Genomic DNA, 22,746 nt, shown 5'->3' on the forward strand with positions numbered 1-22,746 from the left:
CTGCACCGCCTGTGACGGCGCCGGCGTCGGGCCCGGAGCGACGCCTCGCGCTGGTCGGCCTCGGTGCGGGGGAGTACGCCGCGATCGAGCTGGACGAACACGACGAGGAGCAGCAGCGTACGCTCCTGCCCGCGGCGGAACTCGCGGGATGGGTGGCCGCGGTCGAAGCCGCAGACGCCCCGCGGTGGATCATCCGCAGCGCGGCCGAGATCTACGCGCTGCTCCTGAGCCAAGGCGTCAGGATCACGCGCAGCCACGACCTCGTCCTCTGTCACGCGATCCTGCGCGACACGGCCATGGTGTCCACACCGCTGGCACCCGCCGCGGCGTGGGAGCGCCGGGACCCGGTCGACACGACCCCCTCCCTGTTCGACGTCCTCGACGAGGAGTCCGGTGAGGACGCGGTCACCGCGGCACTCGAGCAGTACCGCGCGCAGCGGACCGTGATGGCGGAGGCGGCCGACGGACGCCTGACGCTGCTGTGCGCCGCAGAGTCGGCCGGCGGGCTGATCGCCGAGGAGATGCGCGTCGCGGGGCTCCCGTGGGACGCCGGGGTGCATGACGCGATCCTCACCGAGACCCTGGGCGCTCGTCCCGCCTCGGGCGGGCTGCCCCGACGGATGGTGGAGCGCGGCGACGAGGTGCGGGCCCTGCTCGACGACCCCACGCTGCACCTGGACAGCCAGCCGAAGCTGCTGCGGGCGCTGCACCGCGTGGGCGTGTCGGTGGAGTCCACGAGCAAGTGGGAGCTGTCCGCGCACGATCACCCCGTGATCGAGCCGCTCCTCGCCTACAAGAAGCTGTCTCGACTGCTCAGCGCGAACGGCTGGACCTGGCTGTCGGAATGGGTGCAGGACGGCCGCTTCCGTCCGGTGTACATCCCCGGAGGCGTCGTGACCGGACGGTGGGCATCGGCCGGCGGCGGCGCGCTGCAACTGCCGCGCAACCTCCGCCCCGCAGTGCGTGCGGATCCGGGCTGGGCCCTCGTCGTCGCGGACGTCGCCCAGCTCGAGCCGCGGATGCTCGCGGCCATGGCGGCCGACGAGGCGATGGCGGCCGCGGCGCGCGGCGGCGATCTCTACGCGGGGGTCGTCGCGTCAGGTGCCGTCGCGACCCGCGAGGAGGCGAAGTACGCGGTGCTGGGAGCGATGTACGGCGCCACCAGCGGCGACAGCGGGCGACTTGTTCCCCGGCTGCGGAAGGTCTATCCCCGCGCGATGGCGCTCGTCGACGACGCGGCGCGGGTCGGGGAGGACGGCGGCATCGTCTCGACCTGGCTCGGTCGCTCCTCGCCGCGTCCGTCCACGGAGTGGATGCGACTGCAGGCCGATGCCACGGGCGCCGACGCCGATCCCGCCGTGGTCTCCCTCGCCCGCCGCCGCGCACGGGAGTGGGGGCGCTTCACCCGGAACTTCGTCGTCCAGGGCACCGCGGCGGAGTGGTCGCTCATCTGGCTCGCCGAGATCCGTCACCGCCTGGCACAGCTTCCCGAGGTCTTCGGCGCGGCCGAGGCATCGGGGCCGTTCGCCCGGGAGCCGCACCTGGCGTTCTTCCTGCACGACGAGGTCATCCTGCACACGCCGCAGGAGCAGGCGGAGGCTGCGGCCGACGCCGTCCGCGAGGCCGCTGCCGTCGCCACCTCCCGCCTGTTCGGCACCTTCCCGATCGACGTGCCGCTCGATCTGCGCATCGCGGACTCCGCCGAGAAGTGAGGCCCCGTAGACTGGAGGGGCGAATGGGTCGACTGGACGGTCGCGTGGCGGGCAACCGCACCGAGGAACGTCCGGGCTCCACAGGGCAGGGCGGTGGGTAACACCCACCCGGAGTGATCCGCGAGACAGTGCCACAGAGAGCAGACCGCCCGTTCGGTCCCTGAGCTTGTCGAAGGGCCCGAAGGGGTAAGGGTGAAAGGGTGGTGTAAGAGACCACCGGGGGCCGTGGTGACACGGCCCGCCAGGTAAACCTCGCCCGGAGCAAGGTCAGACAGAGGATGATGACGCGGCCCGCCGAGTCCTCGGGTAGACCGCTGGAGCGGCACGGCAACGTGTCGCCGAGAGAGATGGCCGTCGAAGGGGCGAAGAACCCCGGAACAGAACCCGGCGTACAGGTCGGCCCATTCGCCTCCAACGCCGAAGGCCCCGATGACTCCCGTCATCGGGGCCTTCTCTCGTTGGGTCCCTGAGCCTGTCGAAGGGCCCCGAGCCTGTCGAAGGGTCAGTCGCCGGCGAGCGAGGCCGCGCCGATGATGCCCGAGTTGTTGCGGTGGATCGCGGGGACGATCGGCGTCTTCAGGTCGAGCAGGGGCAGGAAGTCGCCCGCGTTCTTCGACACGCCGCCACCGACCACGAACAGGTCGGGGCTGAACAGGAACTCGATGTGGGAGTAGAACGCCTGCAGCCGCTCGGCCCACTCCTCCCAGCTCAGGCCCTCGCGCTCGCGCGCCGAGGTGGCCGCATAGGTCTCGACGGACTCGTACTCGCGGAAGTTCAGGTGGCCGAGCTCCGTGTTCGGGAGCAGCACGCCGTCGTACAGGAACGCGGAGCCGATCCCGGTGCCGAGCGTGGTCAGGAGCGTGAAGCCGAGCACGTCGCGTGCGGCTCCGTGGCGGGCCTCCGCGACACCGGCGGCGTCGGCGTCGTTCACGAAGACGATGTTGCGGCCGAGGCCGTCGCGGAAGAAGCGCTCGGCGTCGAAGTCGATCCATTCCTTCGAGACGTTCGCCGCGGAGAGGGTCTTGCCGCGCTTGACGATCGCGGGGAACGCCACGCCGAGCGGCAGGGTCGACTCGTGCACGTCGAGCGTCTTCAGGACCGTCTGCACCGCGACGAGGACGTCTTCCGGTGCCGCGCCGGCCGGAGTGGGCACGCGTACCCGATCCGAGGCCATGGTGCCGTGTTCGAGGTCGACGATTCCCGCTTTGATGCCCGTGCCGCCGATGTCGACGCCGATCGCTTTTGCCATGGCCGATAGCTTAGCGACCACGGTGCACGCCAGTAGGATCGATGACATCACCCCAACCGCTCGCGGGAAGAAGGAGCAGCCATGACCGACGGCGATCACAAGTACTGGTACAACTCCGTCACGGGCGAGGTCGAGTTCGGCATGCTGTCGCCGTCCATCGACCGCATCGGTCCGTTCGACACCGAGGCCGAGGCGCACCGCGCCCCCGAGGTCCTCAAGGAGCGGTCGCGTGCCTGGGCCGAGGAAGAGGCCGCGGAGCAGGGCTGGGACGCGAAGCCCTCCAGCGGTTTCGGTGCAGAGAAGGGCCAGGGCGCAGAGTAGCCATGGACAAGCAGAGGGACTTCGTCCTCCGGACGATCGAGGAGCGCGGCGTCAAGTTCGTGCGCCTGTGGTTCACCGACGTGATCGGCACGCTCAAGTCCGTCGCCATCGCGCCGGCCGAGGTCGAGGGTGCCTTCGCCGAGGGCATCGGGTTCGACGGCTCCGCGATCGAGGGGCTGACCCGCACGTACGAGTCCGATCTGCTCGCCCAGCCCGACCCGACGACCTTCCAGACGCTGCCGTGGCGCGGGGAGATCGACCCGACCGCGCGCATGTTCTGCGACCTCACCACTCCCGACGGACAGCCCGCGGTGGCCGATCCCCGTCACGTGCTGAAGCGGACGCTCGCGAAGGCTGCCGATGCGGGCTTCACGTTCTACACGCACCCGGAGATCGAGTTCTACCTGCTCAAGTCGTCGTCGTTCGGTCCTGAGGGGCCCGTCCCCGTCGACTCCGCCGGCTACTTCGACAACGTGCCCGGGGGCACGGCGCACGACTTCCGTCGCCGTTCGGTCCGCATGCTGGAAGACCTCGGCATCTCCGTGGAGTTCAGCCATCACGAGGGCGGCCCCGGCCAGAACGAGATCGACCTCCGCTACGCCGACGCCCTCACCACCGCAGACAACGTGATGACCTTCCGCACGGTCATCAAGGAGGTCGCGATCGAGCAGGGCGTGTACGCCACGTTCATGCCGAAGCCGCTCAGCGGCCAGCCCGGCAGCGGCATGCACACGCACATGTCGCTGTTCGAGGGCGATCAGAACGCGTTCTACGAGGAGGGTGCGAAGTACCAGCTCTCCAAGACGGGCCGTCACTTCATCGCGGGCCTGCTCAAGCACGCCAACGAGATCTCCGCCGTGACGAATCAGTTCGTCAATTCGTACAAGAGGCTCTGGGGCGGTGACGAGGCGCCGAGCTTCATCACGTGGGGCCACAACAACCGGTCTGCGCTCGTCCGCGTCCCGATGTACAAGCCGAACAAGGGGCAGTCCTCGCGCGTCGAGTACCGCGCGCTCGATTCCGCAGCGAACCCCTACCTCGCGTACGCGCTCATGCTCGCCGCCGGTCTCAAGGGCATCGAGGAGGAGTACGAGCTTCCGCCGGAGGCGGAGGACAACGTCTGGGCGTTGAGCGACGCCGAGCGCCGGGCGCTGGGCTACTCCGCCCTGCCCGCCAGCCTCGACCACGCCCTGGAGTACATGGAGGCCTCCGAGCTCGTCGCGGAGACGCTGGGCGAGCAGGTGTTCAACTACGTGCTGCTCAACAAGCGCAAGGAGTGGGAGGCGTACCGCGGCCAGGTCACGCCGCTGGAGCTGAAGAACAACCTCGAGCTCCTCTGAGCGCGGCATGGCTCGCCCCGACGCCTCCGTCTCGCTCTCGGCCCTCGCCCGGCTCGGATTCGCCGAGCTGAGCGAGGCTGCGGCGTCGCTGGCGGAGCTCGAGAGCCTGCTCGGCGTGCCGCGCGCGATGCTGCTCGAGGCGGCCGTCGCTGCGGACCCGGATGCGGCCGTTCGCGGGATGCTGCGGGTCGCTCGACGAGACCCTGACCCGCTGCGGGCGCTCGCGGACGACGAGGAGACGCGCCGGCGTGTCTGGCGCGTCTTCGGTGCCTCCGTGGGACTGGCGGAGTTCTTCCTGCGGCATCCCGACGAGCTGGACGTGCTGGCCGCACCGATCGACGTGCTCCCCACGGCGGACGTGTGGCGCGATCGTCTCCTCGCTGCCGTCGGGGCGGAGGACGGGTTCGCCGACGCGGCGGACGACGGGACGGTCGTGGCGCTCCGCGTCGCGTATCGGCGGAACCTCGCGGAGATCGCCGCCTTCGATCTCGGTCACTCGCGTCCCGAAGAGGTCGTCGCCGCGGTTGCCGCTTCCCTCGCGGATCTCGCCGGCGCCGCCCTCGAGGCCTCGCTCGCGATCGCCCGCACCCGCCAGGCGCCGTCCGCCGGTCGGGACGCCGTCGCTGCCACTCAGCTGGCCGTGATCGGCATGGGGAAGGCCGGCGCGAGGGAGCTCAACTACGTCAGCGACGTCGACGTCATCTTCGTCGGCGGCACGGCGGATGGAGAGGCGCTTTCCGAGCCGCAGGCGATCGACATCGCCACGCGTCTGGCCAGGGACACCATGCGCAACCTCAGCGCCATCGAGGTCGAGCCGCCGCTCTGGGAGGTCGACGCGGCGCTGCGCCCGGAGGGCAAGCAGGGCGCCCTCGTGCGCTCCCTCGCATCGCACGTCGCGTACTACGACCGGTGGGCGAAGAGCTGGGAGTTCCAGGCTCTGCTGAAGGCTCGTCCGCTGGCGGGCGACCCCGACCTGGGCGCTGCCTACATCGAGGCGGTGCAGCCGCGCGTGTGGTCGAGTGCCGCCAGGGAGGAGTTCGTCGAGAGCGTCCAGCGCATGCGTGAGCGGGTCATGGAGCACATCGACCCGGAGGACGCCCCGTACCAGCTCAAGCTCGGGGCGGGCGGGCTGCGTGACATCGAGTTCACGGTGCAGCTCCTGCAGCTCGTGCACGGTCTCACCGACGAGTCGCTGCGCACGCGTGGCACGCTGGAGAGCCTGGACGCCCTGGTCGTCGGCGGCTACATCGGCCGGGCGGACGCGGGGACCTTCGCGGACGACTATCGGGTGCTGCGGCTCATGGAGCACCGTCTGCAGTTGCGCGACCTCAGCCGCACCCACCTCATGCCCAAGACGCCGGCCGGCCTGCGCATCCTGGCGCGCAGCACGAAGCTGGCGGAGACGGGGGAGGGCGTCTGGGCACGCTGGGAGAGCGTCCGCCGCGAGGTACGCGACATCCACACCCGCCTCTTCTACCGCCCGCTGCTGAGCGCCGTGGCCGGACTGCCCGAGGAGGAGCGCACCCTCTCCGCGGAGCAGGCTCACGACCGGCTCGCCGCGATCGGGTTCCGCGACCCGGCGGGAGCGTTGCGCCACATCGGCGCGCTGACACGCGGACTCAGCCGCAAGGCGACGATCCAGCGGCACCTCATGCCCGTCATGGTGCGCTGGTTCGCGGACGGCAGCGACCCCGACTACGGCCTCCTCGCGTTCCGCCGCATCAGCGAGCGGCTGGGGGACACCTCGTGGTTCCTGCGCATGCTGCGGGACTCCTCCGGCGCGGCCGAGAGCCTCACCCGACTGCTGTCGTCGTCGCGGTACATCGGCGAGCTGCTGGAGTGGATCCCGGAGTCGGTGGCGTGGCTGGACAGCGCCGAGCGGCTGCGTCCGCGGAGCGCGCAGGCGCTCGACGACGAGGCCCGAGCGATCCAGACGCGCCATGAGACGGTCGCCGACGCGTTGCGGGCCGTCCGGGCCCTGCGGCGTCGCGAGCTCCTGCGCACGGCGATGGCAGCCGTCCTCGACGTCGTCACCATCGAGGAGGTGGCCACCGCGCTCACCGACATCACGGACGCGACGATCCAGGCGGGCCTCCGCGCCGTCCTCCGCGAGGTCGTGCCGCCCGAGGACGCGGCGCTCGACTTCGCGGTCATCGGCATGGGAAGGTTCGGGGGTGCCGAGCTCGGCTTCGGGTCCGATGCCGACGTCCTGTACGTGTACGACGCGAACGGCGTCGACCCGGGCAGAGCGGAGAAGCTCGCGACCCGGATCGTAGCGGGGCTCCGCGATCACCTCACCGACCATCGTCTCCCTCTCGACCTCGACGCGGGTCTGCGGCCCGAGGGGCGCAACGGTCCGATCGTGCGGTCCCTCGACGCCTACGCGGCCTACTACCGCCGCTGGTCGCTGTCCTGGGAGGCGCAAGCACTCCTGCGGGCGCGCGGTGTCGCCGGGAGCACGAAGCTCATCGGGCGGTTCATGGAGCTCGCGGACAGCGTCCGGTACCCGGAGACGGTCGACCTCCAGGGGCTCCGGGAGATCAAGCGGATCAAGGCGCGCGTCGAGGGGGAGCGGCTGCCGCAGGGCACCGACCCCCGTCGTCACCTCAAGCTCGGGCCGGGAACTCTCAGCGACGTGGAGTGGCTCGTGCAGCTCCTCCAGCTGCAGCATGCGACCGACGTCCCGGGTCTCCGCACCACGTCCACGCTGCACGCGCTCGACGCCGCGGTCGCAGCCGGGCTCGTCGAGGAGGACGACGCCGAGCGCTTGCGGGCCGCCTGGCTGCTGTCGAGCCGTCTCCGTTCGGGCATCACCCTGCTCACGGGGCAGACGAGCGACGTCCTGCCTGCCGACCGCCGTCAGCTGGATGCCCTGGCCCGTCTGCTCGGCTATCCGCCCCGGTCGGCGACACCGCTCGAGGAGGACTACCTGGCGGTCACGCGGCGCGCCCGGCGGACCTTCGAGCAGCTCTTCTACGGCTAGACGGCCGGTCGAGTTGCACGATCGTCCTCCGTCGCTCAGAGTGAGCGTATGACCTCTCCTCGCATCGGCGTGATCTGGAACCCGACGAAGTCCGACCGGGATGTCCTCGGGGAAGCGGTGACCCTCGCGTTCGGCGAGGAAGCCGATGTGCGCTGGGGGGAGACCACCCCGGACGACCCCGGGCGCGGCGTCGCGGCGAAGGCCGTGGAGGAGGGCTGCGCTCTCGTCATCGCGGTCGGCGGCGACGGTACGATCCGCGCCGTCGCGGAAGCTCTGGTCGGCACCGATGTCGCTCTCGGGATCGTGCCGCAGGGCACGGGCAATCTGCTCGCGCGCAACCTCGGCGTGCCGCTCGAGGGCGTGCTGCCGGCGCTCGAGCACATCCGCGACTCCGAGCCGCACCGCATCGACCTCGGCTGGGTGGAGTTCGACGGCGAGGAGCATGCCTTCTCCGTCATGGTCGGGTTCGGGGTCGACGCGCAGATGCTCGTGGAGACCAACGACGACCTGAAGGATCGCGCCGGCTGGCTCGCCTACGTCGAGGCGATGGGGCGCGCACTGGCCGGCACCGAGATGACGGATATCACGCTGCAGCTCGACGACCACGAACCGGAGGAGGTGCGCGGGCACACGCTGCTCGTCGGCAACTGCGGCATGCTCCAGGGCGGCATCCGCCTGCTTCCGGACGCCGTCCTCGACGACGGCCTCCTCGACATGCTGCTCATCAGCTCCGACGGCGCGCTGCAGTGGCTCGACACCGTCCGCTCGGTCGTCTGGGACAACGGCATCCGTCGCATGATCGGGAACGTCGATCAGGCGGTCAGCACGGACTCCACCACCCACGTGTCGGCGGAGCGGATCCGCGTGCAGCTCGCCGCGCCGCAGATGTTCGAGATCGACGGCGAGGAGGTCGGCGAGATCGACGCCTTCACCGTCCGCGTGCAGCCGGGCGCCGTCCTCGTCCGCTGATCAGGCGACGGTCACCGCGGGCGGCGTCTTCTTCCTGTCCTGGTTGGGGAAGACGACCTTCTGCACGATGATGATGATGCTCGCGGCCACCGGGATCGCGACGAGCGCACCCAGGATCCCGCCGAGCGCGCCACCGGCTACTGCGGCGATGACGACCAGTGCGCCCGGGACGTCGACGGCCTTGTTCATGATCCGCGGAGAGAGTACGTACGCCTCGATCTGCATGTAGATCAGGTAGTAGATGATCGCGATCAGCGCGGTCGTCGGCGAGACGAACAGGCAGATGAGCGAGATGATGATCGACGCCGAGAGGGTTCCGACGAGCGGGATCATCGAGCCGATGAAGGCGATCAGTGCGAGCAGCGCCGGCACCGGCGCTCCGATGATGGTCAGGAAGATGAGGCTCAGGATGCCGTTGGTGAGCGCGAGGCTCGCCTGACCGATGACGTAGCGCCCGACGGCACTGGAGACGTCTTCCAGGAGCTCGCTGAACGTGTCGCGCTGGTACGCCGGGACGAATCGGGCAGCCACCCGCTTCATGCTGCGCAGCGACGCCATGAAGTAGAGCGTGAGGATGACCACGATCGTGATGCCCGCCAGGCCTCCGGCGATCCCGGCGCCGACGGCGAAGACACCGCCGCCGATGTCGAGGAAGTTGTCCGGGTTCTGCACGAAGCCGACCACGCCGTCCACTGCGTCCTTGATCGTGCCGCCGAACTGTCCGCTGACGTCCTGGAACCAGGCGCTGTTCGTGAAGTCCTTGACCATCTTCGGACCGTCTTCGATCAGGTTCCCGATCTGCTCCACGAGGGTGGGAACGATGGCGAGGATGATTCCGGCGAAGGCGAGGAGAACGCCGATCACCACCACGGCGACGGCCGCGGGGCGGGGGAGCTTGCGCTCGATGAACCGCACGATGGGATCGAGGCCGAGCGCCAGGAAGAGCGCGACGCCGATGTAGACCAGCACGGTGGCGAGCTGGCCGACGATGCCGCCGATCATGAGCGCGACGAGCACCCCGAGGGCGCCGAGGAGACCGAACATGAACGGGTTCGCCCTGGCGCCGGCGACCACGCTCGAGGGCGACCGTCGCTGCGCGGACACGCTGGGTGCCTGATCCGGCGGTGCGATCAACTTCCTGCGACGCATGGTCCCCTCCCTCTGTCGATACTCGACACTCGATCATCCTCCACCCGGTCCCGCGCGCTGCTCAGCGACACCCGCCGGCTCGGCGAGCGTCGGGAGCGTCGGGTCAGTGGCTGCTGTTGCCCTTGCCGTTGTTGCCCTTGCCGTTGTTGCCGTCGCGGCCCGGGCTCTTGCCTCGGTTCTCCTGCGCCTGCGGTGCGGCGTTCTCGGGCAGGTTCTCCTCGTCGACCGACTCGGTGACCGGTGCCGTCGGTGCCACCGGGGTCGAGGCCACCGGCTCCACAGCGACGGTCTCCGCCGGCTCGGAGTCGACGACGGCGTCCGCGGGAGCCGGCTCGACCGGCACGGAGTCCTCGACGCTGTCGACGATCCTCGACGCACCGTCGAAGACGGCGCCCGAGCTGGCGAGAGCCTGCTCGCCGTGTCCGACCAGTGCTGCGGAGGCCGTGGTCACCGCGCCGAGGACGACCACGGCGGCGATGAGCAGGGACTCGCGACGACGGCGCGTGCGCCGCGCCGGAGACGCCGCGGGGTGCGCCGAGGCGGCGCGACGGCGGGCGCGAGCCTCGGCGCGGGTGCGGGGGAGGGCGCCTGCCGTCGGCGCCGGAAGCGGCACGGTGAGGTCCGTTGCCACCTCTTCGGTGACGGGGAGATCGATCAACCGGCGCAGTTCGCTCTCGACCTCCAGAGCGTGCGGACGTGCCTCGGGGTCGATCGCCGTCATCGCACGGAGCAGTGCGGCCCATTCCGATCCCAGCTCCGCGGGGATCTCTGGCGCGATGTGGAGACGGGCGAGGGCGGATTCGACGCTGAGGGTGGGGGCGAAGCCCGGCTTGCCGGTGAGGGCCTCCAGCAGGACGAGCCCGAGCGCATAGATGTCGACGGACGGCCGGAGGTCGCCATTCCGCAGCTGCTCCGGGGCCATGTAGGTGAGTGTGCCGAGCACGATCCCGGGGGTGGTGACTCTGGACGTGTCCATGGTGCACGCGATCCCGAAGTCAGCAAGCTTCGCGGCCCATCGGCCGTTCGTGTCGACGGGCGGCGTGAGGAGGACGTTCGACGGCTTGATGTCGCGGTGCACGATGCCCGCGGAGTGCACGGCGTGCAGAGCGGAGGCGATGTCCGCTCCGATCGTGGCCGCCTCCTGAGGCGTGACCGTCGCGCGGGCCATCCGCATGCTCAGAGTCGGCCCCGGCACGTACTCCATCACGAGGTACTTCGGTCGGCCGGGCTCGAGACACGCATCCAGAAGGGTCACCAGGCCCGGGTGGTTCAGGCCAGCGAGCAGGGCCTTCTCCGAATGCACCCGCTCCACGGGGACGACCGCATCGTCGGTTTCGCGGAACATCTTCACGGCGACGGTGCGCTCGAGGGCGATGTCCTCCGCGCGATACACGGTCGCCATCCCGCCCATGCCGACGGCTTCCGCCAGGCGGTAGCGGCCGTCCAGAAGCGCGGCGGTGGGCGGGGCTTCCTGGGTGATCACGGCGTCCTCCATTGGCGGGACCGGGTATCCCGACGGTGTCTTCACCGTATCCGCGCAGAGAAAACACTGCGTTGGGGTTGACGTGGAGGCCGACACCTGCAACGGCGGATCCACGGGCAGCTGGGAGACTGGACGGATGGCAGGGATTCACCATGTGGAGGTCTGGGTCGCCGACCTCGTGTCGTCGCGAGCTGAGTGGGGGTGGCTGCTCGGTGCGGTGGGGTTCGTCCGCGCCAGCGCGTGGCCCGAGGGCGAGTCCTGGGAGGCGGGTGGCGCGTATGTCACCCTCACGACATCCCCGAACCTCAGCGGCAGCGAACACGATCGTCGCGCCCCGGGCGTGAACCATCTCGCCTTCGCTGCGGGCCCGCGGGACCGTGTGGACGCGGTCATGGCGGCGGCCCCCGAACACGGCTGGCGGCCTTTGTACGGGGAGCGCTACCCGCACGCCGGTGGGCCGGATCACTATGCCGGATGGCTGGAGAACTCCGCGGGATTCAAGGCGGAGATCGTCGCCGACGAGCGCTGACGCGGGCCCTGCCCGGTGCGCCGTCACCGCCAGAGGCGGGCGGCGGTGCTGGCGGTCTCTAAGACTCTCATCGTTCCTCCGACAGCTCCTGGCTGAGGCCGAGCTCGCGGAGGACGTACGGCTGAGCGACGGCGTCGGTGAGGTAGTACGTGTAGAAGATGACCGCGGCTTCGTCTGCGGTGAACACCTCGTTCGAGAACACGCGCACCGCACGGGTCTGACTGATCGGGATCAGCGTCGTCCCGTCGGCAGGCTTGGGACGCCCGACCGTATACAAGTGGCTCTCACCGTCAGGTCCAGGCAGTTTCACCTCCACCGTCATTGCGTCGGCAGTGCCTGCCGCCTGCATGAAGGTATCCGTGGCAGGCTCGCGGAAGCCCACGGTGCTGGAGGGATCGGATCCGGGCCAGATTATGTAGGTCAGCTTTCGCTCGCCGTCCAGGTGGCCCAGCATGAGCCTCAGATGCGCGGGAATGGGGCGGAAGCTGTCCGTGATCCAGCCGCGCTGCCCGCTGGGTGTTTCTTCGCCATGCGTAAATGGCGCTCTCATGGGACATCCCTGCTCTCTACTCGCGTGATGATGACGACGATGTTTTGGCCGTCCAGGTTGCCGCGGGCGGGGTTCCATCTCGGACCGTATGAGCGTCACTTCCAGAGGCGGGCGGCGGTGCTCGCGGTCTCTATGGAGATGGCGTTGGCGGTGATGAGCCGTCGGTTGGCTTCGGCGAGGGCGGCCTTCATACGGCGGATGGCGGTGCCCCAGTCGTGGTGGGCGCGGTCGTATGCTGCCTGCGCCTCACCGGACCATGAGGATCGAAGTCGAGCGGCCTCCGCGTCGAGGGTGTCGAGCTGCTCCTGGAACTGCCGGACGGTGAGGGCGAGACGCGCGACCGTGTCGCTGACGGCGTCGTGGCGGACCGCGACTTTCATCGTTCCTCCGACAGCTCCTGGCTGAGGTCGAGCTCGCGGAGGACGTACGGCTGAGCGACGGCGTCGGTGAGGTAGTACGTGTAGAAAATGACCGCGGCCTCGTCAGCGGTGAACACCTCGTTCGAGAACACGCGCACCGCACGGGTCTGACTGATGGGGATCAGCGTCGTCTCGTCGGCAGGCTCGGGACGCCCTACCGTGTACAGGTGGGTCTGACCGTCAGGCCCTGCCAACCGGACCTCCACGGTCATCTGATCGGCTGAACCCGCCGCCTGCATGAAGGATCCACCAGGCTTGGACTCGAACCCCACGATGCTCGTCGGGTCGCTGCCCCGCCAGATGATGTAGGTGAATGTCTCCAGGCCGTCCAGTGCTTCGAGCCTCAGTCGAAGAGTGTGCGGGACCGGACGAAAGACCTCTTCAATCCACCCTTCCTGGCCGCGTGGGGTTCTCTCTGCGAACGGTCCGTAGCTGCTCATGGTTCCCTTCTCACAATCACCCTAGAAATCTCGATACTCTCACCATTGAGCTGCCCTCTCGCGACGGCCCCATCGTTCACTTGCGCGTCGAACTGGCGCTGTGTGCTCCCCGGCCGGAAATACGCGTCATAAGCACCACCGGACTTGACCTCGATAGCTGTGAACGTCCCGTCAGGGTTTCGGACGAGGCCGTCATAGTATCGGCCGTCCTGCGGCGCGCCGTCGTAGCCCACCTTGGCTTTGGTGCGGATCACTTCCACTTGCTCTTCAGCGGCGAACTTGTCGAGTCCGATCTTCTCTTTGTCGACCCACGGCTTGTTCTCCTGACCGTTTGCGTATTTGCCCTCGTAGTCTCGTCCATCCCCGCGATCGACACCCTTGCGGGAGTCTGCGGTTCGGTCGGTTTCGCGGAACCATCGCCCTGCCGCGTCGCCGACGAGTCCGGCGCCGGCGCCGGCGACGCCGACGCCGGCGGCGGCGATGGCGGGCGCGCCAGCGATGGCACCGACTCCGGTCACCGTCAGGCCTCCGCCACCGACAGCGAGTGTGGCGCCTCCGATGAAGGTCGCAGCGCCGCCCAGGAGTTCGAGGATGATGTCCGGGTGCTCCCACAGCGTCTGCGCGGCGACAGCGAGCATGTCCATCGTGGCGTGGAACGGCTGCACGACAGCAAGGGTGAACACCGCCTCGGTGACGGCATGCTGGGCGGCGGTCGCGGCCTCAGCCTCGGTGAGCGGCATGCGCGCTGTCTCCGCAGCCTGGTTCAACCGGACGGTGCAGTCTCGGGCGAACACCTCCAGTGTCGCCCGAGCGTTGAACAGCACCTCTCTGGCCTGTTCATGCGCCAGACCGGACGGGTCGACGAACGGCACCTCCACCTCCGGGTGCCGGAGGCCTTGCCCGACCCGAAGCTCGCGGACGTGGGCGCGGTGCGCGGCCAGTGCCGTGGCGGCCTGCTGCTCGGCCTCGTCCCACAGGGTGATGGCGCGCGCGGCTTCCTCCTGCGCCCACTCGAGAGCATCCGCCCAGGTGAACAGGGCGTGAGCACCCTCGCGGAGCCCGTCGCCGGCGTTCGACCAGTGCAGCAGCTGACGATCGAAGCGCGCCAGGTACGCATCGTAGGCCGCGCCCGTCCAGGTGCCCTCGTCGTCGAGCGCCGCGAGCTGGTCGTGCACTCGTGCCGCAGCCACGCTGTGCGCCTTCCACGCCTCGGCTGCCTGCCTGACCTCGCCGGGGGAGCCGGGAATGAGGGCGGCGGCGGAGCGGGTCTGCCCGAGCTCCATCACTCTTCCCAGATCATCGCGTCGACCTCGGCCTTCGCGGCATCCGTCCCCTCGTCGAAGACCCGGGCCGTCGTCGCCAAACGCTCGGTGAAGTCGTCGGAGTCCGTCACCCGGGACGCGAGGCCCGCAGACCAGGCTTCGGCGAACCGCTCAGAGGCTGCGACCACCCACTCGTGGCCGGCACTCGTCGGCGGGGCGAGGTCGGTCGATCCGACGTCTGCGACGATGCGTCGCGTCTTCGCCGCCATCGCCCGCAACACGTCCGTGTCGACTTCATAGTCCTGCGACATGCTGCCCTCTTCCTGCGAGCCCCCCGGCTGCGGGATCGAGCATAAGCGACTACGGAGTCAAAAGACAGCTAAAAGTCTGTATATGTGTATGAAGCGCCCCCAAATAAGTACGTAGAGGTCTGGGTGCCGTATTCGCACGGGCCACCGGACAGCGAAAGAGCCCGCCCCCAGATGGGGACGGGCTCTGTCGCGATCCGCGGTCGGCTCAGACTCCGAAGTACAGCTCGTACTCGAACGGGTGCGGGCGCTGAGCGATCGGCAGGATCTCGTTCTCGTACTTGTAGGAGATCCAGGTCTCGATGAGCTCCTCGGTGAACACGCCGCCCTCGAGGAGGAACTGGTGGTCGGCGCGGAGCGCCTCGAGCGAGTCCAGCAGGGAGTTCGGCACCTGCGGGATGTTCTTGGCCTCCTCGGGCGGAAGCTCGTAGAGGTCCTTGTCGACGGGCTCGTGCGGCTCGATGCGGTTCTTGATGCCGTCGAGGCCCGCCATGAGCTGCGCGGCGAAGGCGAGGTACGGGTTGCCCGAGGCGTCGGGGGCGCGGAACTCGATGCGCTTGGCCTTCGGGTTCGAGCCCGTGATCGGGATGCGGATCGCGGCGGAGCGGTTGCCGGCCGAGTAGACCAGGTTGACCGGAGCCTCGAAGCCCTTGACCAGACGGTGGTAACTGTTCAGCGTCGGGTTGGTGAAGGCGAGCAGGGCCGGCGCGTGCGCCAGGATGCCGCCGATGTACCACCGCGCGATGTCGCTGAGCTGACCGTAGCCGGCCTCGTCGTAGAACAGCGGCTTGCCGTCGTTCCACAGCGACTGGTGGGTGTGCATACCCGAGCCGTTGTCGCCGTACAGCGGCTTCGGCATGAAGGTGGCGACCTTGCCCCACTCCTCGGCGGTGTTCTTGACGATGTACTTGAACTTCAGGATGTCGTCGGCCGCGTGCACCATGGTGTCGAAGCGGTAGTTGATCTCCTGCTGGCCGGCCGTGCCCACCTCGTGGTGGGAGCGCTCGAGGATGAAGCCCGCATCGATGAGCTTAAGGGTGATGTCGTCGCGCAGGTCGGCCGTCTTGTCGACCGGGCTGACGGGGAAGTAGCCGCCCTTGTAGGGGGTCTTGTTGGCGAGGTTCCCGCCCTCCTCCTCGCGGCCGGTGTTCCACGCGGCCTCCTCGGAGTCGACCTTGTAGAAGCTCTCGCCGGCCGTGACGGAGTAGCGCACGTCGTCGAAGATGTAGAACTCGGCCTCGGGAGCGAAGAACGCGGTGTCGGCGATGCCGGTGGAGGTGAGGTACTTCTCCGCCTTCTTCGCGACCTGACGCGGGTCCTTCGAGTAGATCTCGCCGGTGCGCGGGTTGTAGATGTCGAAGATCATCACGAGGGTGCTGGCCTCGCGGAAGGGGTCGATGTACGCCGTCGTCACATCCGGGATGAGCTGCATGTCCGACTCGTGGATGCTGGCGAAGCCGCGGATGGAGGAGCCGTCGAACAGCTGTCCGTCCGTGAAGAAGGCCTCGTCGACCGTCGCCGCAGGGATGTTGAAGTGCTGCTGCACACCAGGGAGGTCGGTGAAACGGATGTCAAGGAATTTGACGTCGTTCTCCTTGATGTAGGCCAGTACCTCGGACGAATCTTTGAACATGTACGACTCCTGTGATGCGGATCGATGGCTTCGGGGCCACTCTGCACAGTACGGACGGGGGATTTCTCCACGGTATCCGCTTTGTTTCGTCCGTGTTACAGCGTGAGCAGGATCGGAGGGCATCCACAGCCTCGGTAGGCTGGAGGGGTGACGGATGCTGTGAACACGTACCCCGGTGAGCGACTCGGACTCCCGGAGTCCGGACCGGGGAGCATCGGTCGCCCTGGACGCCGGATCGGGGCCCTCGCGATCGACTGGACGGCAGCCGTCATCCTCTCCGTCGCGTTCTTCCAGTACGACCCGTTCGCCACGCTGCTCATCTTCGGTGTCGTGCAGATCCTCTTCATCCCGACCGCGGGCGGCAGCCCCGGGCACCGCATCCTCGGCATGCGTGTCGTCCGTCTCGACGGCGGATGGGTCGGTCTGTGGCGTCCGATCGTGCGCACGCTGCTGCTCCTGATCGTGATCCCGGCCGTGGTGTGGGACCCGGATCAGCGCGGTCTGCACGACAAGGCCGTGGGAACGGTCCTCATCCGCGCCTGACGCTCAGGCGCGGCCGCGGTTGCGCCGGCGTGCCTCGCGGGGTGCGCGGCCGCCGAGGAAGGAACGCGCTGGATCGACGACGTAGCCGCGGCGCAGCGCTTCGCGGCCGATCAGCATGCGGAATCCCATCTCGTCCCGGTTGCTCAACGTGACCTCGGCCATCACCTCGCGGTCGACGAGCCGGATCATCAGCTGCACGACGAGACGCTCCTGCGCGTGCCCGGACGAGCTCCGGACGGCCCGGCGATCGTGGATGGGGGACTCCACGACGACGGCGTCCTCCTGGCTGTCCTGCCAGGGCTTCACGCGGAAACGCACCCAGGCCTCGCCGTCGCGCTCGAACTCCTGGATGTCGAACGCGTGCAGGGACGAGGTGCGGGCGCCGGTGTCGATCTTGGCTTTGATCCAGTCGACGCCGAGATCGGGCAGGCTCACCCACTCGCGCCACCCCGTAAGGGTGTTTGAATGGGTAGACCTACTCACCTGATACATCCTGGCAGGAAATCCCCCGTGAAGATCGCAGTGCTGTCCCGTGCGCCGCAGGCGTACTCCACCCAACGCCTCCGCGCGGCCGCACTGCAGCGGGGCCACAACGTGAAGGTGCTCAACACGCTGCGCTTCGCGATCGACCTGACCTCCGATGAGCCCGACCTGCACTACCGGGGCCGGCAGCTCAGCGACTACGACGCGATCCTGCCCCGCATCGGCAACTCGATCACGTACTTCGGCACCGCCGTGGTGCGGCAGTTCGAGCAGATGGACGTCTACACCCCCAACACGGCGAACGGCATCTCCAGCGCGCGTGACAAGCTGCGAGCGAACCAGATCCTCTCCCGGCACAACATCGCGATGCCGCCGACCGCCTTCGTGCGCAACCGCGCCGACGTGCGACCGGCGATCGAGCGCGTCGGCGGCGCTCCCGTGGTGATCAAGCTGCTCGAGGGCACCCAGGGCATCGGCGTCATCCTCGCACCCCAGGTGAAGGTGGCCGAGGCCATCATCGAGACGCTGCACTCGACCAAGCAGAACGTGCTCATCCAGAAGTTCATCGCTGAGAGCAGGGGCCGGGACATCCGCGCGCTCGTCGTCGGGGACCGCGTGGTCGCGGCGATGCGCCGCTCGGCGGCCGGAGACGAGTTCCGCTCCAACGTGCACCGTGGCGGCTCGGTCGAGGCGATCGAGCTCGACCCGGTCTACGAGCGGGCCGCCGTGCGGTCGGCCCAGATCATGGGCCTCCGTGTCGCCGGCGTGGACATGCTGGAGGGGGACGAGGGACCCCTCGTGATGGAGGTCAACTCCTCCCCGGGCCTGCAGGGCATCGAGACCGCGACCAAGCTCGACGTCGCGGGCGCGATCATCGACTACATCGCCGGTCAGGTCGCCTTCCCGGAGATCGACGTGCGGCAGCGCCTCACGGTCTCCACGGGCTACGGCGTCGCCGAGCTCATGGTCCACGGTGCCGCGGACCTCGTCGGGAAGACGCTGGGAGAGGCCGGTCTGTGGGAACGCGACATCACGGTGCTCACGCTGCACCGCGGGGTCAGCGTCATCCCGAACCCGCGCAAGCACGTGGTCCTCGAGGCCGACGACCGCCTGTTCTGCTTCGGCAAGCTCGATGAGATGCGCTCGATGATCCCCGAGCGTCGGCGCCGGCGTGCGAAGGTGCGCCGCCTCCCCAAGCAGCCGCTCTCGGAATGAGAGAAGCGCGGCCGCCCTCGAAGAGGACGGCCGCGCTTCGCGGTTCCGGGGAGCGGGTCAGCGCGGACGCTGGGCCCGCACCTTCGTCGGGTCGATCCCCTTCGGGATGGGAAGCGACGACAGCGACTGCGACACCGAGTCGATGCGGCGGATGACGGCCGCCATGGTGGCCTTGTCGATGGCCTTCGGAAGCTTCTTGATAGTCTTCGCGAGGTCGGCGATCGGCACCTCGTCCTCGCCGTGCCCGACGTAGAGCACCGTGATCGGCACGCCGTGGGCGACGCGCTGCGCCCGGCTGCGCTCCTCGTTCACCAGTCGCGTGAGGCGTCCGCGGGCGCCCTCGCCGACGACGACGATGCCGCCGCGGCCGACCGTCCGGTATACGGCCTCCTGCGTCTTCGGGTTGATGCCCACCGGGGTCTCGGAGGCCTGCCACTGTCGGCCGAGGCTGGTGCTGAGCACGTGACCCGTCGCACCGGGCATGCCGTCGATCTTCGTGTACATGGCCGAGGTCGACAGTCGGGTCATGAGGAAGAGGGCGCCGAGGACGCCGAGCATAAGGCCCGTGATCGCCCAGAGGACGAGCGTCCACACCTGGAACGGCGGGATCAGGTAGCCGGCCAGGAGACCGAGGAGCACGCCGCCGATGAGGATCGCGGCCTGCGCCCAGGGGAGCCAGGGGTAGGCCTCGCGCGTGAACCGGAAGAGGGACTTGATCTGGGAGAAGAACCCAGGACGCTTCTCGGGTTCGGGAGCACGCTTTGCCATGGAGACCAGCCTACCGAGTCCGAGAGCCGTGCGATGCCGCCGTTCGCGTGCAGCGGAGAGGAGGGCGCCTCATCTCTCCTGCACAGTCCGGCCCGATGCCGGATCTCGTCCCGGAGCGGCTGAATGCGCGGACGGGACCGTGGCGATCGCTTGGGATGGGTCGCATGACAGATGAGAGCGAGAATCCGCCCTTCGACCAGGCCGTACTGCCGCAGGCTCATCGCACGATCCGGCTCCTGGATCCTGGGGAGGGACCGCTGGAGGGCGCTCTCGTCGCCTCGCCGGATGGTCCCGTCGTGCGCCGCGATGCGGAGGGCCTCACCGGATGGGCGGGGTGGCGGTACGCGGGGTCGCAGCACGTCGCCGCCCCTCTCGACGTCGTCCGTCGCGCGCGCGGACACGACGTGCTGCTTCCGTGGTGCACGGAGACACTGCACGTCTTCCTGGAGCGGGCCGGTCGAGCGCGGGGAGGGCTGTCTTCGGGGGAGATCAGCACGGTCGTCGTGAGCATGCTGCGCGGGCTGAGCGAGCTGGGGCCGATGCCGGCCGCCGAGGTGCCGGGGGCTTGGTGGCTCACCGAACGCGGCCGTCCTGTCTTCGTGCTGGGAGCGGGCCAGGACGCGGCGTCGGCGGTCCTGGCGGTCCTGGATCGCCTGTACGCGGACTGCGCGGATAAGGCGCTGATCCGCGTCCTCGATCGCCTCCGGAAGCATCTCCGCACGGCTGCCGCGCAACGCCGTGTACCGCGACGGCTGCTCGAAGAAGGGGAGCGGGAGCTGCTGGAGATCGCGGCGCCGCGGCCGCTGGAGTCCGCGACCGAGGATCAAGCGGGTGCCGGGGTCGGCGCCGCCACGGCGCTCCGGCGCCTCCGAGCCGACTCCGCCACGCGCACTCGGGTGCGCGAGACCGGTGTGCGGCGGGACCGTCCCCGCGTGCGCGAGCGAGCGACGGTCGCCGCCGCCCTTCGCGCCTTCCTCGACCACCTCGCCGGCCGAGCGCGCGCCCTCGTCCGCCCGCGCGAGGTCGCAGCGCCCCGAGGGACGGAGCGGCGCAGCACACGGCCCCGCCGGGCGCGGATCTTCGTCGTCGCCGGAGTCTGCGCGGCGGCTGTGCTCGTCGCCGGGTCGTTGTGGCCCAGCGGAGGAGAGGGGTCTGCGGCCGGAAGCCCCGATGCGGGTACGGCGACGACCGCGCGTCCGTCGATATCGGATCCCGCGGACGAGACCTCGCGGGAACCCGCGCGGTCGCCGATGCCGTCGCCCACCGCGGGCGCCACGCCACCGGCGGTCGATGATCCGCTGGCCGCCCTGCCGGACGTGATGACGCGGATCGCGGAGTGCGAGTCGCGAGAGGATCCGGTGTGCGCGACGGCGATCGCGGGGGGAGCGCCGGCGATCAGGGCGGTCGCGGCAGAGCTCATCGGCGGGGAGGACCCTATGCTGGTGGATCGCTACGGAGACATCGCCGTGCTGGAGCTGTCGTCGTCGTCCGCGGGTCGAGACGGCTCAGGCGCGGGGGCGATGATCGTCGTACTGGTGTGGGTGGACGAGAAATGGCTGGTCCGCGACGCGTATCGCGTCGCGGACCAGCCGAGGTGAGGCGAAGCCGCCGGATCAGGCTCCGAGCTGACCGCTGAACTGCGCAGCCTCGAGGCGGGCCTTCACCGCACCGAGGAAGCGGGCCGCGTCGGCACCGTCGATGATGCGGTGGTCGTACGACAGAGCCAGGTACACGTAGGAGCGGACCGCGATCGCATCGGTGCCGCCGACCTTGACCAGACCCGGGCGCTTGACGACCGTGCCGGTGCCGAGGATCGCCGACTGCGGCAGGAACACCACGGGGGTGTCGAACAGCGCGCCGCGCGAACCGGTGTTGGTCAGCGTGAACGTGCCGCCGGCGAGCTCGTCCGGCTTCAGCTTATTGTCGCGCGTGCGCGCCGCGAGGTCGGCGATCTCGTGGGCGATCTCGGCGATGTTCTTCGAGGCCGCGTCGCGGAGCACCGGCGTGAGCAGACCGCGCTCGGTGTCGACCGCGATCGAGACGTTCTCGGAGGCCGGGTAGACGATCTGCTCGCCGTCGACCGTCGCGTTGATGATCGGGAAGGCCTGCAGGGCCTCCGCCGCCGCCAGCGCGAAGAACGGCAGGAAGGAGAGCTTGTCGCCCGTCTTCTCGAGGAAGGACGCCTTGACGCTGTCGCGGTACTCGGCGAGAGCGGTGACGTCGACCTCGACAACGGTGGTGAGCTGAGCGGTCTGCTGCATCGACTCGACCGCGCGCTTGGCGAGGACCTTGCGCAGGCGCGACATCGGCTGAGTGGTCCCGCGCAGCGGCGACACCTCGAGCGGTGCCGGAGCCGGTGCCGCGGCGGCGGCCGGTGCGGCGGTCGCCGTCTCGGCCGCCTTGAGGACGTCCTCCTTGCGGATACGGCCTCCGACGCCGGTGCCCTTGACCGTGGCCAGATCCACGCCCTGCTGCGCAGCCAGACGGCGGACGAGCGGGGTCACGTACAGGTTGTCGCTCTCGGTCGGCAGCGACAGCTTGGGAGCCTCGGTCTGCGCGGACTGTGCGGGAGCAGCGGGCTGTGCGGGAGCGGCGGGCTGGGCCGGCGCGGCGGGGGCCTCCGCCTGCGGAGCGGGAGCAGCCGGAGCCTCGGGCTGTGCAGCCGGAGCCTCGGCCTGCGGGGCCGGCGCGGCGGGAGCCTCGGCCTGCGGAGCGGCAGGAGCCTCGGGCTGAGCGGCGGGAGCAGCACCCGAACCGACACGTGCCAGCACGGCGCCGACCTCGACGGTCTCGTCCTCGCCGGCGACGATCTCCTGCAGCACGCCGGCGACCGGCGACGGGATCTCGGTGTCGACCTTGTCGGTGGAGATCTCGAGGAGCGCCTCGTCGACCTCGACCGAGTCGCCGACCTGCTTGAGCCACCGGGTGACGGTGCCCTCGGTGACGCTCTCGCCGAGCTCGGGGAGCACGATGTCGGTCGCGTCGCCGGACGGAGCCGCAGGGGCGGACTCGGCGGGCGCGGACTCGGCGGGAGCCTGCGGCTCCGCTGCGGGAGCCGCGGCGGGCTCCGGAGCGGCGGGGGCGGCGGCTTCGGCCGGAGCGGCTTCGGCGGCGGCAGGGGCATCGCCGGCAGGGGCCGCGCCGCTGCCGTCACCGATGCGGGCCAGCAGAGCACCGACCTCGACGGTCTCGTCCTCGGCCACGAGGATCTCCTCGATCACGCCGGTGACGGGGGAGGGGATCTCGGTGTCGACCTTGTCGGTCGAGATCTCGAGCAGGCCCTCGTCCGCCTGGACGGTGTCTCCCACCTGCTTGAGCCAGCGGGTGACCGTACCCTCTGTGACGCTCTCACCGAGAGCGGGGAGGACCACGGATGTGCTCATGACTGAG

The 22,746-nt window shown here is 69.6% G+C and carries 21 protein-coding genes and 1 other RNA gene; 10 read left to right on the forward strand and 12 right to left on the reverse strand.

All coding sequences use genetic code 11. The features are described from left to right. Positions 1–11 precede the first annotated feature (11 nt). The gene (locus AUV07_RS05060; RefSeq protein WP_082802856.1) at positions 12–1,712 is read left to right on the forward strand and encodes a bifunctional 3'-5' exonuclease/DNA polymerase; all 1,701 of its coding nucleotides are present in this window, start codon (positions 12–14) and stop codon (positions 1,710–1,712) included. 24 nt (positions 1,713–1,736) lie between these two features. Then, positions 1,737–2,120: RNase P RNA component class A (rnpB, locus tag AUV07_RS05065), an RNA gene on the forward strand. A 94-nt stretch (positions 2,121–2,214) separates the two neighbouring features. On the opposite strand, the gene ppgK is transcribed toward rnpB, so the two are convergent. After that, positions 2,215–2,961: a polyphosphate--glucose phosphotransferase gene (gene ppgK / locus AUV07_RS05070; RefSeq protein WP_025103605.1), complete on the reverse strand. Its 747-nt coding sequence runs from the start codon at positions 2,959–2,961 to the stop codon at positions 2,215–2,217. An 81-nt stretch (positions 2,962–3,042) separates the two neighbouring features. On the opposite strand from ppgK, the gene AUV07_RS05075 reads away from it, so the two are divergent. The 4 genes from AUV07_RS05075 to AUV07_RS05090 are packed head-to-tail and all read left to right on the forward strand — an operon-like array spanning position 3,043 to position 8,574. Beyond that, positions 3,043–3,282 carry a hypothetical protein gene (locus AUV07_RS05075; RefSeq protein ID WP_062634376.1) on the forward strand — a complete coding sequence of 80 codons (240 nt, stop codon included), beginning with the start codon at positions 3,043–3,045 and terminating at the stop codon, positions 3,280–3,282. 2 nt (positions 3,283–3,284) lie between these two features. Next, positions 3,285–4,622, forward strand: coding sequence for a type I glutamate--ammonia ligase (gene glnA / locus AUV07_RS05080; protein WP_025103603.1), 1,338 nt, complete (start codon positions 3,285–3,287; stop codon positions 4,620–4,622). A 7-nt stretch (positions 4,623–4,629) separates the two neighbouring features. Beyond that, positions 4,630–7,605, forward strand: coding sequence for a bifunctional [glutamine synthetase] adenylyltransferase/[glutamine synthetase]-adenylyl-L-tyrosine phosphorylase (locus tag AUV07_RS05085; protein WP_062634378.1), 2,976 nt, complete (start codon positions 4,630–4,632; stop codon positions 7,603–7,605). A 48-nt stretch (positions 7,606–7,653) separates the two neighbouring features. Next, a complete protein-coding gene (locus tag AUV07_RS05090; protein ID WP_060923238.1) occupies positions 7,654–8,574 on the forward strand; it encodes a diacylglycerol/lipid kinase family protein in 921 nt (306 codons plus the stop codon). Here the strand turns inward: AUV07_RS05090 and AUV07_RS05095 are convergent, their stop codons facing one another. Together AUV07_RS05095 and AUV07_RS05100 are read right to left on the reverse strand one after the other, a co-directional pair. Continuing rightward, a complete protein-coding gene (locus tag AUV07_RS05095; RefSeq protein ID WP_442922877.1) occupies positions 8,575–9,678 on the reverse strand; it encodes an AI-2E family transporter in 1,104 nt (367 codons plus the stop codon). A gap of 148 nt (positions 9,679–9,826) precedes the next feature. Beyond that, the gene (locus AUV07_RS05100) at positions 9,827–11,206 is read right to left on the reverse strand and encodes a serine/threonine-protein kinase (protein ID WP_197462116.1); all 1,380 of its coding nucleotides are present in this window, start codon (positions 11,204–11,206) and stop codon (positions 9,827–9,829) included. A 136-nt stretch (positions 11,207–11,342) separates the two neighbouring features. Between AUV07_RS05100 and AUV07_RS05105 the strand changes: the two genes are divergently transcribed. Beyond that, entirely contained in the window at positions 11,343–11,735 is a 393-nt protein-coding gene (locus AUV07_RS05105; protein ID WP_062634384.1) for a VOC family protein, read from the forward strand. 67 nt (positions 11,736–11,802) lie between these two features. On the opposite strand, the gene AUV07_RS05110 is transcribed toward AUV07_RS05105, so the two are convergent. From AUV07_RS05110 to glnA (AUV07_RS05135), 6 genes are all read right to left on the reverse strand, one after another. Then, entirely contained in the window at positions 11,803–12,285 is a 483-nt protein-coding gene (locus AUV07_RS05110; protein ID WP_062634386.1) for a hypothetical protein, read from the reverse strand. Positions 12,286–12,380: 95 nt separating this feature from the next. Next, entirely contained in the window at positions 12,381–12,665 is a 285-nt protein-coding gene (locus AUV07_RS05115; RefSeq protein ID WP_062634388.1) for a WXG100 family type VII secretion target, read from the reverse strand. Continuing rightward, positions 12,662–13,144, reverse strand: coding sequence for a hypothetical protein (locus AUV07_RS05120; RefSeq protein ID WP_062634390.1), 483 nt, complete (start codon positions 13,142–13,144; stop codon positions 12,662–12,664). The genes AUV07_RS05115 and AUV07_RS05120 overlap by 4 nt, the downstream gene beginning before the upstream one ends. Next, positions 13,141–14,427, reverse strand: a complete 1,287-nt coding sequence (locus tag AUV07_RS05125; protein WP_062634392.1) for a putative T7SS-secreted protein — start codon at positions 14,425–14,427, stop codon at positions 13,141–13,143. The genes AUV07_RS05120 and AUV07_RS05125 overlap by 4 nt, the downstream gene beginning before the upstream one ends. Further along, positions 14,427–14,717: a hypothetical protein gene (locus tag AUV07_RS05130; protein ID WP_062634394.1), complete on the reverse strand. Its 291-nt coding sequence runs from the start codon at positions 14,715–14,717 to the stop codon at positions 14,427–14,429. The genes AUV07_RS05125 and AUV07_RS05130 overlap by 1 nt, the downstream gene beginning before the upstream one ends. A 205-nt stretch (positions 14,718–14,922) precedes the next feature. Further along, positions 14,923–16,347 (reverse strand): type I glutamate--ammonia ligase, encoded by a 1,425-nt coding sequence (gene glnA, locus AUV07_RS05135; protein WP_025103592.1) that lies wholly within the window; start codon positions 16,345–16,347, stop codon positions 14,923–14,925. Positions 16,348–16,494: 147 nt separating this feature from the next. On the opposite strand from glnA (AUV07_RS05135), the gene AUV07_RS05140 reads away from it, so the two are divergent. After that, complete coding sequence (locus tag AUV07_RS05140; RefSeq protein WP_025103591.1) at positions 16,495–16,890, forward strand: RDD family protein; 396 nt, start codon at positions 16,495–16,497, stop codon at positions 16,888–16,890. Between the two features lie 3 nt (positions 16,891–16,893). Here AUV07_RS05140 and AUV07_RS05145 read toward each other — a convergent pair whose 3' ends face one another. Further along, a complete protein-coding gene (locus tag AUV07_RS05145) occupies positions 16,894–17,382 on the reverse strand; it encodes an ATP-dependent zinc protease family protein (protein ID WP_036292426.1) in 489 nt (162 codons plus the stop codon). Between the two features lie 18 nt (positions 17,383–17,400). On the opposite strand from AUV07_RS05145, the gene AUV07_RS05150 reads away from it, so the two are divergent. Continuing rightward, positions 17,401–18,588, forward strand: coding sequence for a RimK family alpha-L-glutamate ligase (locus tag AUV07_RS05150; protein WP_025103589.1), 1,188 nt, complete (start codon positions 17,401–17,403; stop codon positions 18,586–18,588). 57 nt (positions 18,589–18,645) lie between these two features. On the opposite strand, the gene AUV07_RS05155 is transcribed toward AUV07_RS05150, so the two are convergent. Then, entirely contained in the window at positions 18,646–19,356 is a 711-nt protein-coding gene (locus AUV07_RS05155; RefSeq protein ID WP_025103588.1) for a DUF4191 family protein, read from the reverse strand. Positions 19,357–19,520: 164 nt separating this feature from the next. Between AUV07_RS05155 and AUV07_RS05160 the strand changes: the two genes are divergently transcribed. Continuing rightward, entirely contained in the window at positions 19,521–20,954 is a 1,434-nt protein-coding gene (locus AUV07_RS05160; protein WP_062634396.1) for a hypothetical protein, read from the forward strand. Between the two features lie 15 nt (positions 20,955–20,969). Here AUV07_RS05160 and sucB read toward each other — a convergent pair whose 3' ends face one another. Further along, the gene (gene sucB, locus AUV07_RS05165) at positions 20,970–22,739 is read right to left on the reverse strand and encodes a 2-oxoglutarate dehydrogenase, E2 component, dihydrolipoamide succinyltransferase (protein ID WP_062634398.1); all 1,770 of its coding nucleotides are present in this window, start codon (positions 22,737–22,739) and stop codon (positions 20,970–20,972) included. Positions 22,740–22,746 lie beyond the last annotated feature (7 nt).

This window comes from Microbacterium sp. CH1 (genome assembly GCF_001595495.1).
Classification (GTDB): Bacteria; Actinomycetota; Actinomycetes; order Actinomycetales; family Microbacteriaceae; genus Microbacterium.

What these genes read in the sequence shown, in the direction of transcription:
- ppgK (WP_025103605.1), bottom strand. Translation starts at nt 2,961, where the DNA reads ATGGCAAAAGCGATCGGCGTCGACATCGGCGGCACGGGCATCAAAGCG.
- AUV07_RS05075 (WP_062634376.1), top strand. Translation starts at nt 3,043, where the DNA reads ATGACCGACGGCGATCACAAGTACTGGTACAACTCCGTCACGGGCGAG.
- glnA (WP_025103603.1), top strand. Translation starts at nt 3,285, where the DNA reads ATGGACAAGCAGAGGGACTTCGTCCTCCGGACGATCGAGGAGCGCGGC.
- AUV07_RS05085 (WP_062634378.1), top strand. Translation starts at nt 4,630, where the DNA reads ATGGCTCGCCCCGACGCCTCCGTCTCGCTCTCGGCCCTCGCCCGGCTC.
- AUV07_RS05090 (WP_060923238.1), top strand. Translation starts at nt 7,654, where the DNA reads ATGACCTCTCCTCGCATCGGCGTGATCTGGAACCCGACGAAGTCCGAC.
- AUV07_RS05105 (WP_062634384.1), top strand. Translation starts at nt 11,343, where the DNA reads ATGGCAGGGATTCACCATGTGGAGGTCTGGGTCGCCGACCTCGTGTCG.
- AUV07_RS05110 (WP_062634386.1), bottom strand. Translation starts at nt 12,285, where the DNA reads ATGAGAGCGCCATTTACGCATGGCGAAGAAACACCCAGCGGGCAGCGC.
- AUV07_RS05115 (WP_062634388.1), bottom strand. Translation starts at nt 12,665, where the DNA reads ATGAAAGTCGCGGTCCGCCACGACGCCGTCAGCGACACGGTCGCGCGT.
- AUV07_RS05120 (WP_062634390.1), bottom strand. Translation starts at nt 13,144, where the DNA reads ATGAGCAGCTACGGACCGTTCGCAGAGAGAACCCCACGCGGCCAGGAA.
- AUV07_RS05125 (WP_062634392.1), bottom strand. Translation starts at nt 14,427, where the DNA reads ATGGAGCTCGGGCAGACCCGCTCCGCCGCCGCCCTCATTCCCGGCTCC.
- AUV07_RS05130 (WP_062634394.1), bottom strand. Translation starts at nt 14,717, where the DNA reads ATGTCGCAGGACTATGAAGTCGACACGGACGTGTTGCGGGCGATGGCG.
- glnA (WP_025103592.1), bottom strand. Translation starts at nt 16,347, where the DNA reads ATGTTCAAAGATTCGTCCGAGGTACTGGCCTACATCAAGGAGAACGAC.
- AUV07_RS05145 (WP_036292426.1), bottom strand. Translation starts at nt 17,382, where the DNA reads ATGTATCAGGTGAGTAGGTCTACCCATTCAAACACCCTTACGGGGTGG.
- AUV07_RS05155 (WP_025103588.1), bottom strand. Translation starts at nt 19,356, where the DNA reads ATGGCAAAGCGTGCTCCCGAACCCGAGAAGCGTCCTGGGTTCTTCTCC.
- AUV07_RS05160 (WP_062634396.1), top strand. Translation starts at nt 19,521, where the DNA reads ATGACAGATGAGAGCGAGAATCCGCCCTTCGACCAGGCCGTACTGCCG.
- sucB (WP_062634398.1), bottom strand. Translation starts at nt 22,739, where the DNA reads ATGAGCACATCCGTGGTCCTCCCCGCTCTCGGTGAGAGCGTCACAGAG.